This window comes from Flavobacterium sp. ZT3R18 (assembly GCF_007097385.1).
Classification (GTDB): Bacteria; Bacteroidota; Bacteroidia; order Flavobacteriales; family Flavobacteriaceae; genus Flavobacterium.
On record NZ_VJZS01000003.1, the window covers coordinates 236,746 to 255,993 of the forward strand.

The window sequence follows — 19,248 nt, forward strand, 5'->3', positions numbered from 1 at the left end:
ATCAATAATAATCTTTAGGTGTTTTTTTGCGCGAAACTTTTTTAAGGAATAAATCTCATTACAATATCCAAAAATAATTGAATTTAAATCTAATATCAAAAAATTAGCAAAGTGTTTTTGCCTGCAAGAAAACAATAAACAGAAATTTATTTTCTAAATGCGTATCTTTGCACTTTAAATACTTAAAAATGACAAATAACGATATATTCAAAAAACTTCGAGTAGCCTTGATGTTACGCGATGATCAAATAGTAGAAATTCTGGAATTGGTAGATTTTAGAATTACAAAATCAGAATTGGGTGCTTTTTTCCGTGACGAAAAACACGAAAACTACATGGAATGCGGAGATCAAGTGTTGCGTAATTTCCTAAACGGATTGGTAATTCACTTGAGAGGAACCAAAGAAAATCCAAAAAATCCGAATGACGTTTTGGCCAAACACAAAGCCCAAATTCCAGTGAAAGAAGGTTCTTCTGAAAGAGCTGAATTCAAGCCAAAAGCGAAAGACGAAGAAAGGTCAAGAGGAGACGAAAGCCCTTCAAAATCGAAACCCGCTGCAAAAAGACCTACCAAAAAGCAATATCCAAAAGGAAACGACAAAATACAAGTCGTAGAGAAAGTTAAATTTAATTTTGGTAAAAACAAGAAATAGTAATCCATCCCGTTTTACAGTTTATTGAATCCGATAGAATACAAGAAAATGATAAAAAAGCAACCTGAATGAAAGTTCAGGTTTTTTTATGCTTAATGACCACCCCAAATAACAAAGGAAACCTATTTGGCTTCCTTTGATTGACATTTCATAAACATCAAATACATCCCTAATCGATAAGTAAGCTCGAGAACAAGCCTACTTCTTTATTGCAATTCTCTAGTTTTTGAATCTTACTTCAAAAACATAATCTTTCCCAACAGTTAGCTCATTCGAAGACAGTTTTTTATAATTAAGCGCTTGCTTAACATAAGTTTGAATCTCAGAATTATTAGAATTCACTTGTAACACTACAAGTTGGTGTAATTCATTGACCGTAAAAGAGACTTTAACTAATTCCTCTTTTTCTAAAATGTTCTCAGAATAAGGCATGTTTAGCAATTGAGATAATTCTTTATTCGTTTTGAATAAAACAACAGTAGGATCTTCATTCGTTGTAGAAGCAAATGTTACACTTGCGAATAAAGAAACAATAGCGGATAACAATAATTTTTTCATGGTTTTTGTTTTAAGATTATATGCCAAAATTACACACAATACCCACATAAAAAACACTTTATCAATCACTTAACCTATTCTTAAAACATGAAAAACATTCGATCAAATCCCCTTTTATATTCCCAATATTACGCAGCTATTAAAAATAAATACTTTTGAATTTTAACCCTAAAAAACTAAGAAAACAGCAACAAAAAAGCAATTTTCCTTATTTAAATCTAAAACCCTTTTTTGGTAACATTGGGATTAAAAAGCCCCCTAAGAACTACAACTTAACATAGAGCAACCTACTTTATCTCTCGCCCAATCAGGCCTTTTGGCAAACCATTTTTGACTATCTGCTTGTTCATCATACGGTTTTTTGAGTAATTCATACAATTCATTCACTAAAGAATAATCTCCTTTATCGGCTGCATCAATACTTAACTGCGCCATATAGTTCCGCAACACATATTTTGGATTTACTTTATTCATCTGTTCTTTCCTTTCGGCATCCGAAAAAGATTCTTGATTGATACGGTTACCATAACTCTCCAGCCATGCATACCAATTATTCAAAACAGCTTCATTAAGATCCTTTTCATTATAAAAAGCTGCTGCAATTGTATTCAAAGCCACTTCTGGAGTATCTCCTTTTTGAACATTACTCAGATTTCTAAAGAAAATAGTCATATCGGTTTCAACCAATTGAAGCAGTTCGGTTAGACTTTCGATCAAAACAGCATCGTCAGCCGTTTTTGTCATCAAACCGAGTTTATTTTGCATCATATTCAAATACTCCTTTTCATAACCAACACTAAAGGCATCTAAAATTGCTTCTAGCGGCTTGGCATCATTTATCAAAGGATACAACGCATTGGCTAGTTGGTATAAATTCCACAAAGCAATTTCGGGTTGATTCCCAAATCGGTATCTTTTATGTTGGACATCGGTTGTATTGGGTGTCCAATTGGGGTTGTAATCTTCCAACCATCCATAAGGGCCATAATCTATTGTGATGCCATGAATAGACATATTATCGGTATTCATAACGCCATGAACAAAACCTACACGTTGCCAATTCACAATCATTTCAAGTGTAGTTTGGGTTACCGCTTGAAAAAAGGCGAGATATTTTTCGACTCCTTCTTCTTTAATATCTGGAAAATGGTGTTTAATGGTATAATCCGTTAATAGTTGCAGCGTAACATGGTCTTTTCTGGATGCAAACAATTCAAAATTACCAAAACGAATAAACGAAGGTGCTACTCTACAAACGATTGCTCCTTTCTCATAGGCTGGATTTCCATTGTACAATACATCCCGTAAAACTTGATCGCCAGAAAGCATTAGCGAAAGCGAACGTGTTGTTGACACACCCAAATAATGCATAGCCTCGGCACACAAATGCTCGCGTATGGAAGATCGCAATACTGCAAAACCATCTGCTGTACGAGAATACGGTGTAGGTCCTGCTCCTTTTAATTGCAAGGTATATGACTTATCATCATGAACAACTTCGGTTAGATTGATGGCACGTCCATCTCCCAATTGCCCAGCCCAATTCCCAAATTGATGTCCCGCATAAGGCATCGCATAGGGTTTGGTATCTGGATAAACCGTATTGCCTGAAAAAGTATTTAAAAAATCATCCGAAACAATATCTTCTTGGGATAATCCTAAAGAACTAGCCACTTCCTCTGAAGCATGAATCAAAGATGGATTTGAAGGTTTCTTTGGTATTACATACGAAAAACAAGCTTGCTGTACCTGTCTCGGAATATTAGTTTCGTTCGGGTCAGCAGGCAATTCGGCAGTAAAATTATTTTGTATATGGAGGTTCATTTCGTAACTGATTTATATAAACTAAAGTATAAAGACAAATAAACCACAAAGGTATTCGATACCTAAGACATATTTGAACTGTTGTCATAATTTTATTTTATAGCCAAAGCCGTTTTGTTTATAAAATTGAAAACAAAACTGGGCTTTCGGCAGTAAAAAACATATACCTAAACAAAAGTTCCCAAATCGAGAATTTACATATGTCTTTGTTATAGAATTCAGGTTCTACCACTAATTTTTGGGTTTATTTGTCATTCCGATGGAGGAGGAATCACATTTGTTGCTCACATTATGCGATTCCTCCTCCGTCGGAATGACAAAAATGCGTAATAGTTTATTAAATAAAATTCTTATTTCGTTTTTGAAATTAAGACAACCCACACAATTGAGCGGGAACAAAATATAAAATAAAATGAAAATCACTCCAATAAAAACAGAAATCGATTACAGAAAAGCATTAAAAAGATTTAAACTCCTTTTTGATGCTACAATTGGAACTCCAGAAGGCGATGATGCAGAAATCCTTGCCCTATTGATAGATGAATATGAAAACACACATTATCCAATAGAAGCGCCAGATCCAATAGAAGCCATAAAAATAAGAATGGAAGAAATGCATCTAAAACAGATTGATTTAGTTGACGCCATAGGAGGAAAAAGCAGGGTTTCAGAAATCTTAAATCGCAAACGAAAATTAACTGTTGAAATGATTCGCAATTTAACAGTACGTCTAAATCTATCTCCAAGTGTATTGATTAATGATTATGAATTAACGAGGTAAAAGACATCCCTTAAAGCAAAAAAGTCCTAAGTTTTGAAAATCCTGATTTCTTATATTTTATTTTCATCAATACGTTCAAAAAAAGCATCTTTAAAGGTAGCGCCAATTGGCAATTCCTTATTATTGATAAAGACAGAAAAATTATCAGTCATTTCAATTTGTTTTAAAGAAATCACATACGATTTATGAATCTGAACAAATTCGCTTTTTGGCAATGATTCAATTACGTTTTTCAACGATGAATGCGTGATGATTTTTTGAACAGCAGTATGAATACAAACATAATTTTGAAGACTTTCTACATACAGAATATCATTTAAAAATATTTTCGAAAATTTATTTTTACCATCTGTTTTAATAAAAACAAAATCAAGTTGATTACTGCTTTTAATCTCTTGTTTTGGAACAATACTTACCTTTGAAGCTGCTTGATAAAAGCGCTCAAAAGAAATTGGTTTTAGCAAATAATCAATCGCATTTAGCTCAAAACCTTCTAAAGCAAAATCAGGATAAGCCGTTGTAAAAATAACTTTTATATCTTTAGAAATGATTTTTGAAAGCTGCAAACCTGTTAATTGTGGCATCTGAATGTCTAAAAAAACCAAATCTACACTTTGAGAATTTATAAACTCTAAAGCTTTCATCGAATCATTAAAAACACCTACTTTTTCAAGGAAAGAAACTTTTTCGAGATAATTTTCCAAGATGCGAATTGCAGGCGGTTCGTCATCGACAATGATACATTTAATTTTCATGAAATTATTTGTTTAAAGGAATTTTTAAATATGTTTTAAAGGTATAATTTTCTGTTGTTTTTTCAAGCAGAAAACGATCTTGATAAGCATATTCTAAACGTTTGGTCAGGTTTTCAAAACCAATTCCAGTCGAGGAATAATTTTCTCCTTCAACATTATAATTAAAGGTAAAAACTTCTAAGAAACCTTCTTTTATTTTTATAGAAATAATCGCTTTTTCAGCAGGATTATTAAGTTTTCCGTGTTTAAAAACATTTTCGACGAAATGAATTAAAGCTGACGGAATGATTTTTTCAGTCAAATAATCCCCTTCAATTTCAAAATCTAAAAAAAGCTGATCTTCAAATCTCTTTTTCTGTAAATGAATATAGTTTTCTACAAATTGAATTTCTTTAGAAACTAACACCAATTCCTTTTCAGTCTCGGTGATTACATACCGAAGCAAATCAGATAAAATCAATAAATCAGATGCTGTTTCTACGTCTTTTTCAATCCAATCACTATAAAAACAATTTAAGGTATTGAACAAAAAATGTGGACTAACTTGTGATTTCAACAACTGAAATTCGGCCTTTTTATTCTCTAAAAGCAATTGCTGATTTTGTTTTTCAGCCTCTTGAAATTGCCAAAACAAATAAGCCAAAGTACTTATAATTACAGATGGCAATCCAAAGAAAAAATTATCCCGAACATAGAATTCGATTTCTCTTGATTTTTCAACATAATTATGAATTCCAGTGATTTCAAAAAGAACAATCTCTTGAAAAAAATATCTTACCCCAGCAAAAATAAATAATGAAACGGGAATACTTAACAAGTAAAAGAAAATCCTTTTTTTGCTTAAAAACCAATTACAAAAAGTATAAAAATTCAGGATGTAAATTACAAAAATCGACATAAATCCACTTGCCGAAAACAAAAAATCTATCCTATTAAAAATGAGTGATATTTCCATTTTGTTGACCCCAATATCCCATAGATAAAAGGTAAAAAACAATCCTAAAAATAGAATAATGTGATAATAAAAAGGGATCTTTAATTTCATATGTAGATAATATTGTTTTTGTTGGATCCCGATAGCTATCGGGAGGTATCGCCAGATCTTCATTGGTGTTTATCTCATCGGTTACTATTATATTTTGGTATTCGATGATTTTCAATTGCGACAACTGTTGTCATGGCGATTTCATAATGGGAGTCTAACATATTCAAAAATACAATTATGTCTTTAATCAAAACCATTATTTATAGGAAATCCTATTTTTATGGGATGAACTGCAATAATCAGTACACAAAATTTTTTGTCAACTGATTTTCACAGTTTACAATATGCTATTCGATATTCGTCAAAAATTCAAAATTAGCCTTAAGAACTGTTCTACTTTCGGCAAGAATTTAAAACCTAAAAATTATGAAAAAATTACTTCTCCTAGCTTTATTAACAGTTTCCTCTAATCCCGTATTTGCACAATCAACAAAAAAACAAATTCTTTTATTGGGAACCTTTCATTTTGAAAATCCAGGACTCGATGTTGCTCAGATAAATACTTTTAATGTGATGACAAACAAAAGTCAGAAAGAGTTGGAAAACATTACAGACAAAATTAAAAAGTTTGGTCCAGACAAAATTTTCGTAGAATGGAAATATGAGAAACAAGACAAATTAGACAAATTCTACGCTAAAAATACAGACAGTTTATTTCATAATGATGCCGACGAATTGGTGCAATTGGCAATAAGATCCGCTAAAAAATTAGGTCATAAAAAGCTATTTGCAATTGATTACAATCAAACTGAATTTCCATACGATAGTTTAGTAAAAGGCATGCAAGAAGCCAATCAACTTGATTTGATTAAAAAGAACAAAGAAGAATTGGTTGCTCATGAAAAATCTCAAAATCAAAAGATTGCAAAATATTCCTTAACCGAACTACTTATAGATTACAATGCAGAAGAATCAAATGCCGAAAATGTAAAGTGGTATCTTGAAACATGCAACAAAGCTGGAAAAAAAGACAATTTTGTGGGCGCTTATTTAGTTTCAGAATGGTACAAAAGAAACCTTTATATGTACTCTTTAATTCAAAAATTAACAGAAAATAAAGATGATAAAATAATGGTATTGCTCGGAGCGTCTCACACTGCTATGCTGCGCGAGTTTATAAAATACGATTCAGACTTTGAAATTATAGAGTTAAAAGATGTTTTAAAATAATTAAAAAATTAATCCAAAAAAAATCCTGAGCTTTCACTCAGGATTTTTAATATATAAACTTTTTTCCTAATTAAGAAAGCGCTGCCGTTACTTGATCAGCTGCTTCTTGAAATTCAACAGCAGATAAAATTGGCATTCCTGAATTATCAATTAATTCTTTTGCGATTGCTGCATTCGTACCTTGTAAACGAACAATGATTGGCACATTTATAGCATCACCCATATTTTTGTAAGCATCAACAACTCCTTGCGCCACACGGTCACAACGAACGATTCCTCCAAAAATATTGATTAAAATTGCTTTTACGTTTTGATCTTTCAAGATAATACGGAAAGCCGTTTCAACACGTTTTGCATCAGCAGTTCCACCTACGTCAAGGAAGTTTGCAGGTTCAAAACCAGCATACTTAATTAAATCCATAGTCGCCATTGCAAGACCTGCACCGTTTACCATACATCCTACAGTACCGTCAAGATCTACATAGTTCAATCCTACTTCTTTTGCTTCAACTTCGATTGGATTTTCTTCAAGAATATCACGCATCTCAGCATAAGCTTTTTGTCTGTATAAAGCGTTATCGTCGATATTTACTTTAGCATCAACAGCTAAAATTTTATTATCAGATGTTTTCAAAACTGGGTTGATCTCAAACATAGAAGCATCGGAACCAATGTAAGCATTGTATAATGAATCGATGAATTTAACCATTTCTTTGAAAGCATTTCCAGAAAGACCTAAGTTAAAAGCAATTCTTCTTGCTTGAAAACCTTGCAATCCAACAGCTGGATCAACTTCTTCTGTAAAAATTAAGTGTGGAGTATGTTCCGCCACTTCTTCGATATCCATTCCACCTTCAGTAGAATACATAATCATATTACGTCCAGTTGCTCTATTCAATAATACAGAAACATAAAACTCAGATGTTTCACTTTCACCAGGATAGTACACATCCTCAGCAACCAAAACTTTGTGAACTTTTTTACCTTCAGCAGAAGTTTGAGGCGTTACCAATTGCATTCCGATGATTTCGCTTGCAATTCCTTCTACTTTGTCAATTCCTTTGGCAAGCTTAACCCCACCACCTTTACCACGACCACCTGCGTGAACTTGGGCTTTTATAACATACCAACTTGTTCCAGTTTCGGCAGTTAATTGTTTTGCAGCAGCAACAGCTTCTACAGGACTATTAGCAACAATTCCGCGTTGAATGCGAACTCCGTAGCTAGCTAAAATCTCTTTTCCTTGATATTCGTGTATGTTCATAATATAGAATTTGTCTGGTTTCTGAATCTATTTCAGAATAAAAGTGGCACAAAAATAGCAAATTTCATCTAATGTGCGAAAGTATTTTATCATTTTATTTGGCACTCTTATAACTGGTTCTGGATTCCATTTACTAATTCGAATAAAAATAAGTATTCAAATAATTTTCAACTTCTAATTCTCGAAAAGAATCGAACAGATAAGCGATATAATTGTCAGGTCTGACCAAAATAAAAAGGGTATCTGTAACGCCTAACTTTACCCAACTTTCGGTTAGATTGTATTCAACTATTTTTATTGGAAAAGTGAACGATTTTTTAATTTTTTCAATCATTTCCTTTTCCAAACCCACATTTGAAATATGCAAAAGATGAAAGGTAGGTTCCGTAAACAATTCGTAAAAAGGAGTTGTTAAATGCGCATCCGAAATATAAGGCAATCGATCTCCAGCATGAAAAAGCAGTTTTTGTTTGCTCGCTGACAAGGATAATGATTTGCCATTATAAGAATACCAAATTTGGGAAACAGTCCTAAACATAATTGGGCGAATTTTTCTAAAACTAAAAATTGTTGCAATACTATTAAGAACAACATACATTCTGAATTTTGCAATAAACCAATTATCGCTAGTCATGATATTGAACATTCTATCGGTAAATTTCATCAGCCACTGCGCAAACGGCAATCGTTCTTCGTTGTAGGTATTTAGCAAATCACTTTTTGCCTGTTTTTTTAATACAAATGCCAGTTTCCAGGCAATATTATAGGTATCTTGCAAACCGGTATTCATGCCTTGTCCCCCTGCTGGGCTGTGAATGTGAGCACTATCGCCTGCCAAATGCAATCTTCCCGAACTAAAATTATCCACACAACGATGGTGCAAATTGTAAACGGAAAACCAATTTACTTTTTCGAAATCAATAGGAATTCCAATCGTTTTTATAACATCATTTTCAATATCTTCAAAACTGATATTTTCTTTATTAAAATACACTCTGGGCAAACTTCCCAAAACACGATAATATCGATCTCCTTTTAATGGAAAGAATCCACAGAAATTTTTATCCGATGGCGCGATTACAAGATTATCGTGAGGCACTTTCCAGTTCATAATAACATCTGCCACAAAAAACTTATTCTCATAAGTACCACCATGAAAATTGAAGTTCAATTGATGTCTAATTGGGCTTGATGCGCCATCACAACCTATGAGATATTCCGCTTTTATTTCAAAAGTTTCGTTGTTCTTTTTAGCCAAAACGACTATTTCCTTTTCATATTCTTGTAATGAAACAAATTCGGTTTCCCATTCAACGCTCTTTCCGTTATTCTTTAAATTTTCATAAAGCAACTTTTCATTTTCACTTTGCTCATAAGCCAGTAAATAAGGAAAATCAGTCATTCCTTTTCCAATTTCATCAATTTCAACTTTTGCTTTTCGGCTTCCTTCGGAAAATAAATTAAATGAATTCATTTTAATGCCATTTTCAACAACTGTTTTTGACAGCCCTAATTGTTGGTATATTTCTAAACTTCTAGCGGTAACTGCAATGGCTCTGGATTCTTTAGTTGGACCCGACTTTGAATCAATAATAACAAAATCAATTCCGAAACGATGCAATTGATTGGCAGCCATTAATCCTGTTGGTCCTGCGCCCACTATTACTACTTGAGTACTCATAAGTCAGAGTTTTTAAATATTACGGAATGCGATGCAATATTAAAGATAACCATTATACAAATCAAAAACAGAAATCCATTGCCTTAAATCTTTAAATTCAAAGTTACTATAACGTTTGAGATTACAATGACTTAAAGTCGCTATTGTAGCCGATTATAGCGGTTTTATAAAATCTAGAAAAAACATTATTGTCAGATTATCAATTTCGATATGTTTTAATCATATTATCGATATTTATCAAACGTTTTTATCGTTTTATCACAAAAATAAGAGCGTTACAGCATTTCTGATGCATTATATTTAACGAAATCTTTAAATTTGTAAAAAAAATATAAACATGAGAGTTAAAGAACAAGGCCTTTATTTGCCGGAATTTGAACACGACAACTGTGGCGCAGGATTTATATGTAATTTGAATGGAATTAAGTCTAATGACATTATTCATAAGGCTTTAGATATTTTAATAAAGTTAGAACATCGTGGTGCGGTAAGTGCTGATGGAAGAACTGGAGATGGAGCTGGAATCCTTTTTGACATTCCACATACTTTTTTTAAGAAGGTTTGTGATTTTGAAATTCCAGAAGTTAGAGAATATGCTGTAGGTATGACTTTTATGCCAAAAAGCCAGAACCAAGTTACTTTCTGTAAAAACACTTTTGAAGCTGCTATAAAAGATCAAAACCTATCTGTTTTAGGATGGAGAGATGTCCCTGTTGATGTTTCTAATCTTGGTCAAATTGCCGCCGAAAAAGAACCAACCGTTAAACAAGTTTTTGTTGGTAAAAACGGAATGGATATTACAGAGCAACAATTCAATGCCAAACTTTTTATGGCTAGAAAAATTGCAGAACACACTATTCGAAATTCTAGAACTTCGGAAAGTCATATGTTCTACTTTTCAAGTTGTTCCACTACGACAATTATATACAAAGGTTTGTTGATGCCAGAAGACATCAGCAGATATTATACTGATTTATTAGATACCGACTTAGTGACTCGACTAGCTCTTGTTCATCAGCGTTTTTCTACCAATACATTCCCTTCTTGGGATTTGGCACAACCTTTTAGATACATGTGTCACAATGGAGAAATCAATACTTTAAGAGGAAACGTAAGCAGAATGCGTGCTCGTGAAGAATTGATGCAAAGCGATGTTTTTGGAGAGGATCTAAAAAAATTATTCCCAATTATATTAGAAGGAAAATCAGATTCGGCTTCTATGGACATGGTCGTGGAGTTATTATTAATGACTGGCCGTTCTTTGCCAGAAGTAATGATGATGGTGGTTCCTGAAGCTTGGGAAAAACACCAAACAATGTCGGATGAAAAGAAAGCGTTCTACGAATACAATGCTTGCATCATGGAGCCTTGGGATGGTCCAGCGTCTATTCCGTTTACAGACGGAAACGTAATTGGAGCATTATTGGACAGAAATGGATTGCGTCCTTCTCGTTATACCTTAACAAAAAGTGGTTTTGTTATCATGTCATCCGAAATTGGAGTACTTGATATTAAACCAGAAGATGTAGTACAACACGGAAGATTGGAGCCAGGGAAAATGTTCCTTGTTGACATGAACGAAGGTCGTATTATCGAAGATGAAGAAATCAAAAATTCAGTAGTAACCAAACGTCCTTACAGAGAATGGTTAGATAAAAATCTATTGCAATTGGCTAAAATCCCTTATACGAACAATCCTATTCCAACAGAAAAAATTGATTTTGAAACCAGACAACGTTTGTTCGGTTATACTATTGAGGATTTAAAAACAATCATCAACCCAATGGGAGGTCAAGGTAATGAAGCCTTGAGTTCAATGGGTAATGACACTCCTCTTGCGGTATTATCAGATCAGCCACAACTGTTGTACAACTATTTCAAACAATTATTTGCACAAGTAACCAACCCACCTTTGGACGGTATTCGTGAAGAAATAATCACTGACACTAGTTTGGCAATTGGTGGAGACTACAATCTTTTTGACATCACTGATATTCATTGTAAAAAGATAAAAATCCAAAATCCTGTTATATCAAATGAGGATTTAGATAAATTAAAAAATATTTCACACGATGATTTCAAATCGGTTACTATTTCTACTTTATACAAAATAGAAAAAGGAGTAAATGGTTTAGAGCGTGCTTTAGAAAAATGCGTTCAAGCGACTTTCAAAGCCGTTTCTGAGGGGTGCAATATTGTTATCCTTTCGGACAGAGGCGTTAGCAAAGAATTGGCACCGATACCTATGTTATTGGCAACTTCTTATATTCATCACTCTTTGAATATTCTAAAAGTTCGTTCGAAATTCGGAATCATAATCGAATCGGCAGAACCACGTGAGCCACATCATTTTGCATTATTATTTGGATATGGAGCTAGTGCCATCAATCCGTATATGGTCAATGAAATCATTCACGACCAAGTGAACCAAGGTTTTATCACTGGTGTAAAAGGGGATTATGCGGTTAAAAATTACAATAAAGCTATTGCAAAAGGGATCCTTAAAATCATGAATAAAATTGGTATCTCTACTTTACATTCGTATAGAGCCGCACAAATTTTTGAGATTTTAGGTTTAAACAAAACATTCAGCTCTAAATATTTCCCATACACTCCTTCTCGAATTGAAGGTATTGGATTGATGGAAATTGAAAGAGAAGTTAAGAAAAGATATCAAAATGCTTTTCCAAAATCGGAAATTGCAAACTTATTGCCTTTAGAAATTGGAGGAATCTACAGATGGAGAAGAAATGGCGAAAAACACATGTTCAACCCAACTACCATTTCAAAATTACAACAAGCCGTTCGTTTGAACAGCCCTGAAAGCTACAAAGAATACTCTAATATGGTAAACGATCAAAGTGAAAACTTGATGACCATTAGAGGATTATTCGAATTCAACAACCTGGATCCAATTTCTATTGACGAAGTAGAGCCTTGGACAGAGATTGTGAAAAAATTCAAAACTGGAGCCATGTCTTACGGTTCTATCAGCCAGGAAGCGCATGAAAATCTAGCGATTGCCATGAACAGAATTGGTGGAAAAAGTAATTCTGGAGAAGGTGGAGAAAACCCACAACGTTTTCAAAAAGACATGAATGGAGACTCTAGAAATAGTGCCATCAAACAAGTCGCTTCTGGAAGATTTGGAGTATCGATCAATTATTTGACGAATGCCAAAGAAATTCAGATAAAAATGGCTCAAGGTGCAAAACCTGGAGAAGGTGGACAGTTACCAGGCGAAAAAGTGGTGCCTTGGATTGCAGAAACAAGAAATTCTACACCTTATGTAGGACTTATTTCTCCTCCGCCTCACCATGACATTTATTCTATCGAGGATTTATCTCAATTGATTTTTGATTTAAAAAATGCCAATCGTGAAGCAAGAATCAACGTGAAGTTGGTTGCCGAAGTTGGGGTTGGAACAATCGCTGCAGGTGTTGCCAAAGCAAAAGCTGATGTAATCTTGATTTCAGGATATGATGGAGGAACAGGTGCTGCACCATTAACATCTTTACAGCACACAGGTATTCCATGGGAATTGGGTCTTGCCGAAGCACAACAAACCTTAATCTTAAATGATTTAAGAAGTCGTGTGGTTTTAGAATGTGACGGTCAATTAAAAACAGGACGTGATGTAGCTATTGCAGCATTACTAGGAGCCGAAGAATTTGGTTTTGCAACTGCGCCTCTTGTGGCATCGGGTTGTATCATGATGAGAGCTTGTCACTTGAATACTTGCCCAGTAGGTATTGCAACACAAGATCCAGAATTGAGAAAAAACTTCAAAGGAACGCCAGAACACATTATTAACTTCATGTATTTTATTGCCGAAGAGTTAAGAGAAATCATGGCTCAACTTGGTTTTAGAACATTGAAAGAAATGGTGGGACAATCGCAAAAATTAAATGTCAACAAAGCGATTAAACATTATAAAGCAAGCGGATTGGATTTGTCTTCTATCCTTTATAAACCAGAAAAAGCAAAAACGGTTCCAAATCATAATACAACAACCCAAGATCACGCATTAGAAAATGTATTGGATTTTGATATTATAAAAGCGGCTATTCCTTCTATTTACAGAAAAGAAAGAACAAGAGTAACCTTTGATATTAAAAACACAGACCGTTCCGTTGGTGCTATCTTGAGTAATGAAATTTCAAAAATTTACGGATCACAAGGATTACCTGATGATACGATTCTTGTTGACTTTACAGGATCTGCTGGACAAAGTTTTGGTGCATTTGCAACAAGTGGATTATCATTCAAAATACACGGAAACTGTAATGATTATTTAGGAAAAGGACTTTCCGGAGCTAAATTAATCATCAAAGTTCCTCCTACTGCCACTTTCAAACCGGAAGACAATATTATTATTGGAAACGTGGCTCTTTATGGTGCAATAACTGGAGAAGCTTACATTAATGGTATGGCTGGAGAACGTTTTGCCGTTAGAAACTCGGGAGCAACTGCCGTTGTTGAAGGAATTGGAGATCATGGTTGTGAATACATGACTGGCGGAACTGTAGTGGTTCTTGGAAAAACAGGTAGAAACTTCGCAGCAGGTATGAGTGGTGGCGTTGCTTATGTGTATGATGCCAAAAAGAAATTTGAAGACGGTTTGTGCAACATGGAAATGGTTGCCCTAGAAACATTGGAAGAAGATGATTTAACTAAATTAAGACGATTAATCAGAAATCATTCTATGTACACCAACAGTCCTTTAGCAAAAAGAATTTTGACTGATTGGGAAAACGAAAGCAAACATTTCATCAAAGTAATGCCAACAGATTATAAAAAAGCATTGCAAAGATTGGCAGAAGAAAAGCAAATTGAAGAACTAATAGCACAATAGTCATGGGAAAGATAGGTGGATTTAAAGAATATAATAGAACCGACGAAAGTAATGTTGCTGTTCTAGAAAGAGTATCAAATTATAATGAATTTACAGTTCCGTTAGCAAAAGACAAAATCAAAGAACAAGGTTCCAGATGTATGGATTGCGGAATTCCTTTTTGTCACAGCTCTTGTCCTTTAGGGAATTTAATTCCTGATTTTAATGACATGGTGCATCAAGAAGAATGGGAAAGCGCTTTGAAGATCTTACAATCGACAAACAACTTCCCAGAATTTACAGGCCGTCTATGTCCTGCACCTTGTGAAAAATCATGCGTATTAGGAATTATCAGTGAGCCTGTAGCTATCGAAAATATTGAAAAGAATATTATCGAAAGAGGTTTTGCAGAAGGTTGGATCAAACCACAAACACCAGAAGTAAGAACAGGAAAAACAGTTGCTGTAATCGGATCTGGTCCTGCAGGATTGGCCGCAGCACAACAATTAAATCGTGCTGGACATACCGTTACCGTTTTTGAAAGAGACAATGCAATCGGTGGATTATTGCGTTATGGAATTCCAAATTTCAAATTAGAAAAAGGAATTATCGACAGACGTGTAAAAGTATTAGAAGCAGAAGGAGTTGTTTTTAAAACCAATGTAAACGTAGGAGTTAATTATAGTGTAGACCAATTAAACGCTTTTGATTCTATCGTATTATGCGGTGGTGCAACCGAAAGAAGAGGCTTACCAACTAAAGGTGCCGATAGCAAAGGAGTTGTTCAAGCAATGGATTTCTTGACACAACAAACCAAAGTATTGTTCGGAGAAACAATTACCGATCAAGTAATGGCGACAGGAAAAGATGTCATCGTGATTGGTGGTGGAGATACAGGATCGGATTGTGTGGGAACTTCAAACAGACACGGAGCAAAATCCGTGACTAATTTTGAAATCATGCCTAAACCTCCAGTAGGAAGAAGCGAAACTACACCTTGGCCATTTTGGCCGTTGCAATTGAAAACATCTTCATCACACGAAGAAGGTTGCAACAGAAACTGGTTGATTAATACCAAAGAATTCCTTGCAAACGAAAAAGGAGAACTCGTTGGATTAAAAACCGTTGAAGTGGCTTGGAAAATGACACCAGGACAAAGACCTGAATTAATAGAGAAAGAAGGATCAGAGAAAATATGGCCTTGTGATTTGGCTTTATTGGCACTCGGATTTACGGGTCCTGAAAAAACGTTAAGCGACCAATTAGGACTAGAAATTGATATGCGCAGCAATTATAAAGCAACCAACTATCAAACCAATGTTCCTCATATTTTTACCGCTGGGGATATGAGAAGAGGGCAATCTTTAATCGTTTGGGCAATCTCTGAAGGTCGTGAGGCTGCAAGAGAAGTAGATTTATACTTAATGGGGTTTACCAATTTGCCAACAAAAGGGAAAGGCGATTTGCCTGCTTTGTAACAAATAATTATTTTTTTTTTAAATCCCTTGGCATTATTTTTTTTGTCAGGGGATTTTTTTTAATTATCGATTAATTCTATAATAAATAGCCTTTTCAAATTACATTCCTTTTTACCCAGCTAATAAAAAAATAGCGCTGTGAAAAGGCTTACCATATAAGAAATATAAGGACATATAAGTTATTGCTTTTTGTGTGCACGACAAATTGCATCTTTTCAAAAATCACAATCAATTTGATTAAGAAATAATTGCTGTTATGATACATTAACCTATCAAATCTGCGTAAATCTGCGAAATCCGCGTGCCAATTTTTCACGCAGATTTCACAGATTTTCGCAGATTTTTAAAAATTTCCTAAGAAATGCAATTTGTCGTGCGCCCTTGCTTTTTACATCCTAGCTTGAATGAACTTATATTTCTTATATGGTTAAAATTCAATGCTGCATATTCTAGAATAGAGCAAAAAAAATTAACCCATTCCATTTATTAGAGAGCCAAAAAACTACAAGCCCGTATATGTTTTGAAGGGTTTCGTATAAATTTTAATGTTTTTTTCGTCAATTTTAACATCTTCAAAAACAGCTCTGTCTTTGGTATGCTTTAGTTCGTAAACTTCTTTTAAATCAAGCACTGGAGACAGGCATACATCAAAAGTTGCAGCCTTGGATATCCACTCGTCCCTTGTTTTTGTTTTAAATAATTCTTCAAGCTGTTTCTTGTCAAAAACACCAGTCATTAAATCGGCACTTTCAGAAGTTTTCCATGAAGGCTGCTCTACCATCTCGCAAAATGAATTCCAAAACTTTAATTCCAAAGCGCCTAAAGCCACCCATTTTTTATCGGAACATTCATAGAGGTTATAATTAACCATTAAACCACTTAAAAAAGGCATTTGATTATAGTCGGCACTTCCTTGTAACATTCCTTGTGCTATTGCTCCAAAAGCCAGTGTTGCGTCAAACAACGAAACATCAATATACTGCGCTTTTTGTTGCATTTTTTGCGCAAGCAAACCACAGGTGCAGGCAGAAACCAACATAAACGAACCACCAGCAATATCGGCCACTTGAAAGCCTGGGATTATGGGTCTTCCTTGCCCGTCTCGATTCATACTCAACAAACCGGTTTCTGCCATGTAATTTAAATCGTGGCCTGCAGCATCTTTTTTCTCCCCAGTTTGCCCATAACCCGTTACCGAAATATAGACTATTTTAGGATTAATTTTCCTGACTGTTTCAAACGATAAATTAAACCCTTCCATTGCTCCGGGACGAAATTGCTCCACCAAAACGTCAGCTTTTTTTATTTCTTCCACAATTAGCCTATACCCTTCCGGGGTTTCATAATCTATTATCATTTGTTTTTTGGCATGATTTAAAGTATGGAATAAGGTAGAAACCCCATCAATTTGCGGTTGATAAAACCGCGAATAATCCATTCTTTTTGGGCTCTCTATTTTTATAACTTCCGCCCCAAGTTGGCTAAGAATATGGGTACCCAAGGGTCCCGGCAACAAACGCGTAAAATCCAAAATCTTCATTCCTTTTAATGGCAGAATTTCTTGCATATCGTTTAGTTTTTGGTTTTTATATAAAAAATCACAGGCCTTCTAAATTATTTATTTTAAGAATTAATCCTTTTGGAATCGGTATTTTCTTTTGGGTTTTGTAATCAAAAATAATGACCTCATGTGTTTTTACCGCCACCAATTTCTGTTGGCTTTCACTGTAATAAAAAGATTTAAGCACAATCCTATCCTCTTTAATTTCTTCGGTTTTTGTTCCAATTTGGATCGTGTCAGGATACACCAATGGGGCAATGTATTTAACCGATTGAAAACCTAAAATTGGGGCAAATTCCATTTTTCCGGGATCAGCTGAAAATACACCAAAAGCATTAAAATAATCAATCCGTGCAATTTCACCCCATCTCACATAAACCACATTATTCACGTGTTGAAATGCATCCATATCGCCCCACTGTACTTTGATAGTTGACACTACTTTGTACTCTTTCAATAATTCTTCCATTACTTCAAAAGATCTTTGAGCAATCCACGTGCGATCACTATTTTCATAATTTCATTCGTGCCGGCATAAATGCGTGCCACACGATTATCAGCGTACATTCTGGCAATTGGATAATCCCACATATAACCATAACCGCCAAATAATTGCAAACACTCATCCACAACTTTACTGCACATATCGGTTGCCGAATATTTAATCATAGAAGCGCTTTCTGTTGATAATTTATGGTCTGCCAATAATTCGATGCATCTGTCCATAAAAGCCTGATGTATCTGCATTTGCGAGGCGCATTCCGCTAACTTAAATTGGGTGTTTTGAAATCCAGCTATAGGAGTATTAAAAGCCGTTCTTTGCGTAGTATAGGCAATAGTATTTTCGATGGCCCCTTCTGCGCCTGCAACGGCAAAAATACCTACCGTTAGTCGCTCTCTAGCCAATTCTTTCATCATAATTTTAAACCCCATTTTTTCGTCTCCTAGTCTATTTTCCTTCGGAACTTTTACATTATCAAAAAATAGCTCAGCGGTATCTTGGGACTTCATTCCGATTTTTTTAAAGGGAATTCCTTTCGTAAAACCTTCCATTGATGATTCTAAAATAAGCAATGTAACCCCTTCATTTTCGGTTTTCGGGTTTGTTCTCACGGCAACTACAGCCATATCACACATATAGCCGTTGGTTATAAATGTTTTTTGGCCATTTACCAGATAGTGATCTCCTTTGTCTTCGGCCGTGGTTCGAATGGCTTGCAAGTCACTGCCACAATTGGGCTCGGTCATTCCTATAGCGGTAATAATCTCCCCCTTAGCCATTAATGGCAAATACTTTTGCTTTTGCGCTTCTGTGCCATAATTCAATAAATAAGGCGCTATAATATCGGAATGCAACGAAAAACCAGGGCCGCTTATACCCTTTTTCGCAAATTCTTCAATAAGCAAGGCATTAAATGTAAAATCTAATCCGCCTCCACCATAAATTTCCGGCATATCGATACACAACAATCCTAATTCTCCGGCCCGCTTCCATATTTCCCGGCTTACCATCCCCTTTTTCTCCCATTCGTCTATCTGATCGATAATTTCGTTTGAAATAAATTCCTGTATCATTTTTTGCATCATTTTATGTTCTTCGGATGCATAAATTTTTCGTTCAAGTAATATGTTCTGTAGCATTTT

15 protein-coding genes are annotated in these 19,248 nt (G+C 34.7%); 5 read left to right on the forward strand and 10 right to left on the reverse strand.

Going from position 1 to position 19,248, the window contains the following annotated elements; all coding sequences use genetic code 11:
- Positions 1 to 188: 188 nt before the first annotated feature.
- Complete coding sequence (locus FNW52_RS05485; RefSeq protein WP_143376457.1) at positions 189 to 653, forward strand: DUF1456 family protein; 465 nt, start codon at positions 189 to 191, stop codon at positions 651 to 653.
- Positions 654 to 872: 219 nt separating this feature from the next.
- Here FNW52_RS05485 and FNW52_RS05490 read toward each other — a convergent pair whose 3' ends face one another.
- Both FNW52_RS05490 and FNW52_RS05495 read right to left on the reverse strand, forming a co-directional pair.
- Positions 873 to 1,211: a hypothetical protein gene (locus tag FNW52_RS05490; RefSeq protein ID WP_143376458.1), complete on the reverse strand. Its 339-nt coding sequence runs from the start codon at positions 1,209 to 1,211 to the stop codon at positions 873 to 875.
- A 258-nt stretch (positions 1,212 to 1,469) separates the two neighbouring features.
- The gene (locus FNW52_RS05495; protein WP_143376459.1) at positions 1,470 to 3,035 is read right to left on the reverse strand and encodes a YdiU family protein; all 1,566 of its coding nucleotides are present in this window, start codon (positions 3,033 to 3,035) and stop codon (positions 1,470 to 1,472) included.
- A 412-nt stretch (positions 3,036 to 3,447) separates the two neighbouring features.
- Here FNW52_RS05495 and FNW52_RS05500 point away from each other — a divergent pair, with 412 nt between their 5' ends.
- Complete coding sequence (locus FNW52_RS05500; RefSeq protein ID WP_143376460.1) at positions 3,448 to 3,816, forward strand: type II toxin-antitoxin system HigA family antitoxin; 369 nt, start codon at positions 3,448 to 3,450, stop codon at positions 3,814 to 3,816.
- A 50-nt stretch (positions 3,817 to 3,866) separates the two neighbouring features.
- Here FNW52_RS05500 and FNW52_RS05505 read toward each other — a convergent pair whose 3' ends face one another.
- The 3 genes from FNW52_RS05505 to FNW52_RS20685 are packed head-to-tail and all read right to left on the reverse strand — an operon-like array spanning position 3,867 to position 5,731.
- Positions 3,867 to 4,571, reverse strand: coding sequence for a LytTR family DNA-binding domain-containing protein (locus tag FNW52_RS05505; RefSeq protein WP_143376461.1), 705 nt, complete (start codon positions 4,569 to 4,571; stop codon positions 3,867 to 3,869).
- Between the two features lie 4 nt (positions 4,572 to 4,575).
- Complete coding sequence (locus tag FNW52_RS05510; RefSeq protein ID WP_370511565.1) at positions 4,576 to 5,568, reverse strand: sensor histidine kinase; 993 nt, start codon at positions 5,566 to 5,568, stop codon at positions 4,576 to 4,578.
- Positions 5,504 to 5,731, reverse strand: coding sequence for a hypothetical protein (locus tag FNW52_RS20685; protein WP_185965927.1), 228 nt, complete (start codon positions 5,729 to 5,731; stop codon positions 5,504 to 5,506). The genes FNW52_RS05510 and FNW52_RS20685 overlap by 65 nt, the downstream gene beginning before the upstream one ends.
- A 251-nt stretch (positions 5,732 to 5,982) precedes the next feature.
- On the opposite strand from FNW52_RS20685, the gene FNW52_RS05515 reads away from it, so the two are divergent.
- Positions 5,983 to 6,786, forward strand: coding sequence for a DUF5694 domain-containing protein (locus tag FNW52_RS05515; protein WP_185965925.1), 804 nt, complete (start codon positions 5,983 to 5,985; stop codon positions 6,784 to 6,786).
- Positions 6,787 to 6,856: 70 nt separating this feature from the next.
- Here FNW52_RS05515 and sucC read toward each other — a convergent pair whose 3' ends face one another.
- Complete coding sequence (sucC, locus tag FNW52_RS05520; protein ID WP_143376464.1) at positions 6,857 to 8,050, reverse strand: ADP-forming succinate--CoA ligase subunit beta; 1,194 nt, start codon at positions 8,048 to 8,050, stop codon at positions 6,857 to 6,859.
- 133 nt (positions 8,051 to 8,183) lie between these two features.
- The gene (locus tag FNW52_RS05525; RefSeq protein ID WP_143376465.1) at positions 8,184 to 9,731 is read right to left on the reverse strand and encodes an FAD-dependent monooxygenase; all 1,548 of its coding nucleotides are present in this window, start codon (positions 9,729 to 9,731) and stop codon (positions 8,184 to 8,186) included.
- Positions 9,732 to 10,068: 337 nt separating this feature from the next.
- Here FNW52_RS05525 and gltB point away from each other — a divergent pair, with 337 nt between their 5' ends.
- Both gltB and FNW52_RS05535 read left to right on the forward strand, forming a co-directional pair.
- Positions 10,069 to 14,586, forward strand: a complete 4,518-nt coding sequence (gene gltB, locus FNW52_RS05530; protein ID WP_143376466.1) for a glutamate synthase large subunit — start codon at positions 10,069 to 10,071, stop codon at positions 14,584 to 14,586.
- Positions 14,587 to 14,588: 2 nt separating this feature from the next.
- Positions 14,589 to 16,043, forward strand: coding sequence for a glutamate synthase subunit beta (locus tag FNW52_RS05535; RefSeq protein WP_143376467.1), 1,455 nt, complete (start codon positions 14,589 to 14,591; stop codon positions 16,041 to 16,043).
- Between the two features lie 502 nt (positions 16,044 to 16,545).
- On the opposite strand, the gene FNW52_RS05540 is transcribed toward FNW52_RS05535, so the two are convergent.
- From FNW52_RS05540 to FNW52_RS05550, 3 genes are read right to left on the reverse strand one after another with little or no spacing between them, the layout of a single operon-like run.
- Positions 16,546 to 17,610: a CaiB/BaiF CoA-transferase family protein gene (locus tag FNW52_RS05540; RefSeq protein WP_143376468.1), complete on the reverse strand. Its 1,065-nt coding sequence runs from the start codon at positions 17,608 to 17,610 to the stop codon at positions 16,546 to 16,548.
- Positions 17,611 to 17,641: 31 nt separating this feature from the next.
- On the reverse strand, positions 17,642 to 18,073 hold the full coding sequence (locus FNW52_RS05545; protein ID WP_143376469.1) for a thioesterase family protein: 432 nt from the start codon (positions 18,071 to 18,073) through the stop codon (positions 17,642 to 17,644).
- Positions 18,073 to 19,245 (reverse strand): acyl-CoA dehydrogenase family protein, encoded by a 1,173-nt coding sequence (locus tag FNW52_RS05550; RefSeq protein WP_143376470.1) that lies wholly within the window; start codon positions 19,243 to 19,245, stop codon positions 18,073 to 18,075. Before FNW52_RS05550 ends, FNW52_RS05545 begins: the two co-directional genes overlap by 1 nt.
- Positions 19,246 to 19,248: the final 3 nt, after the last annotated feature.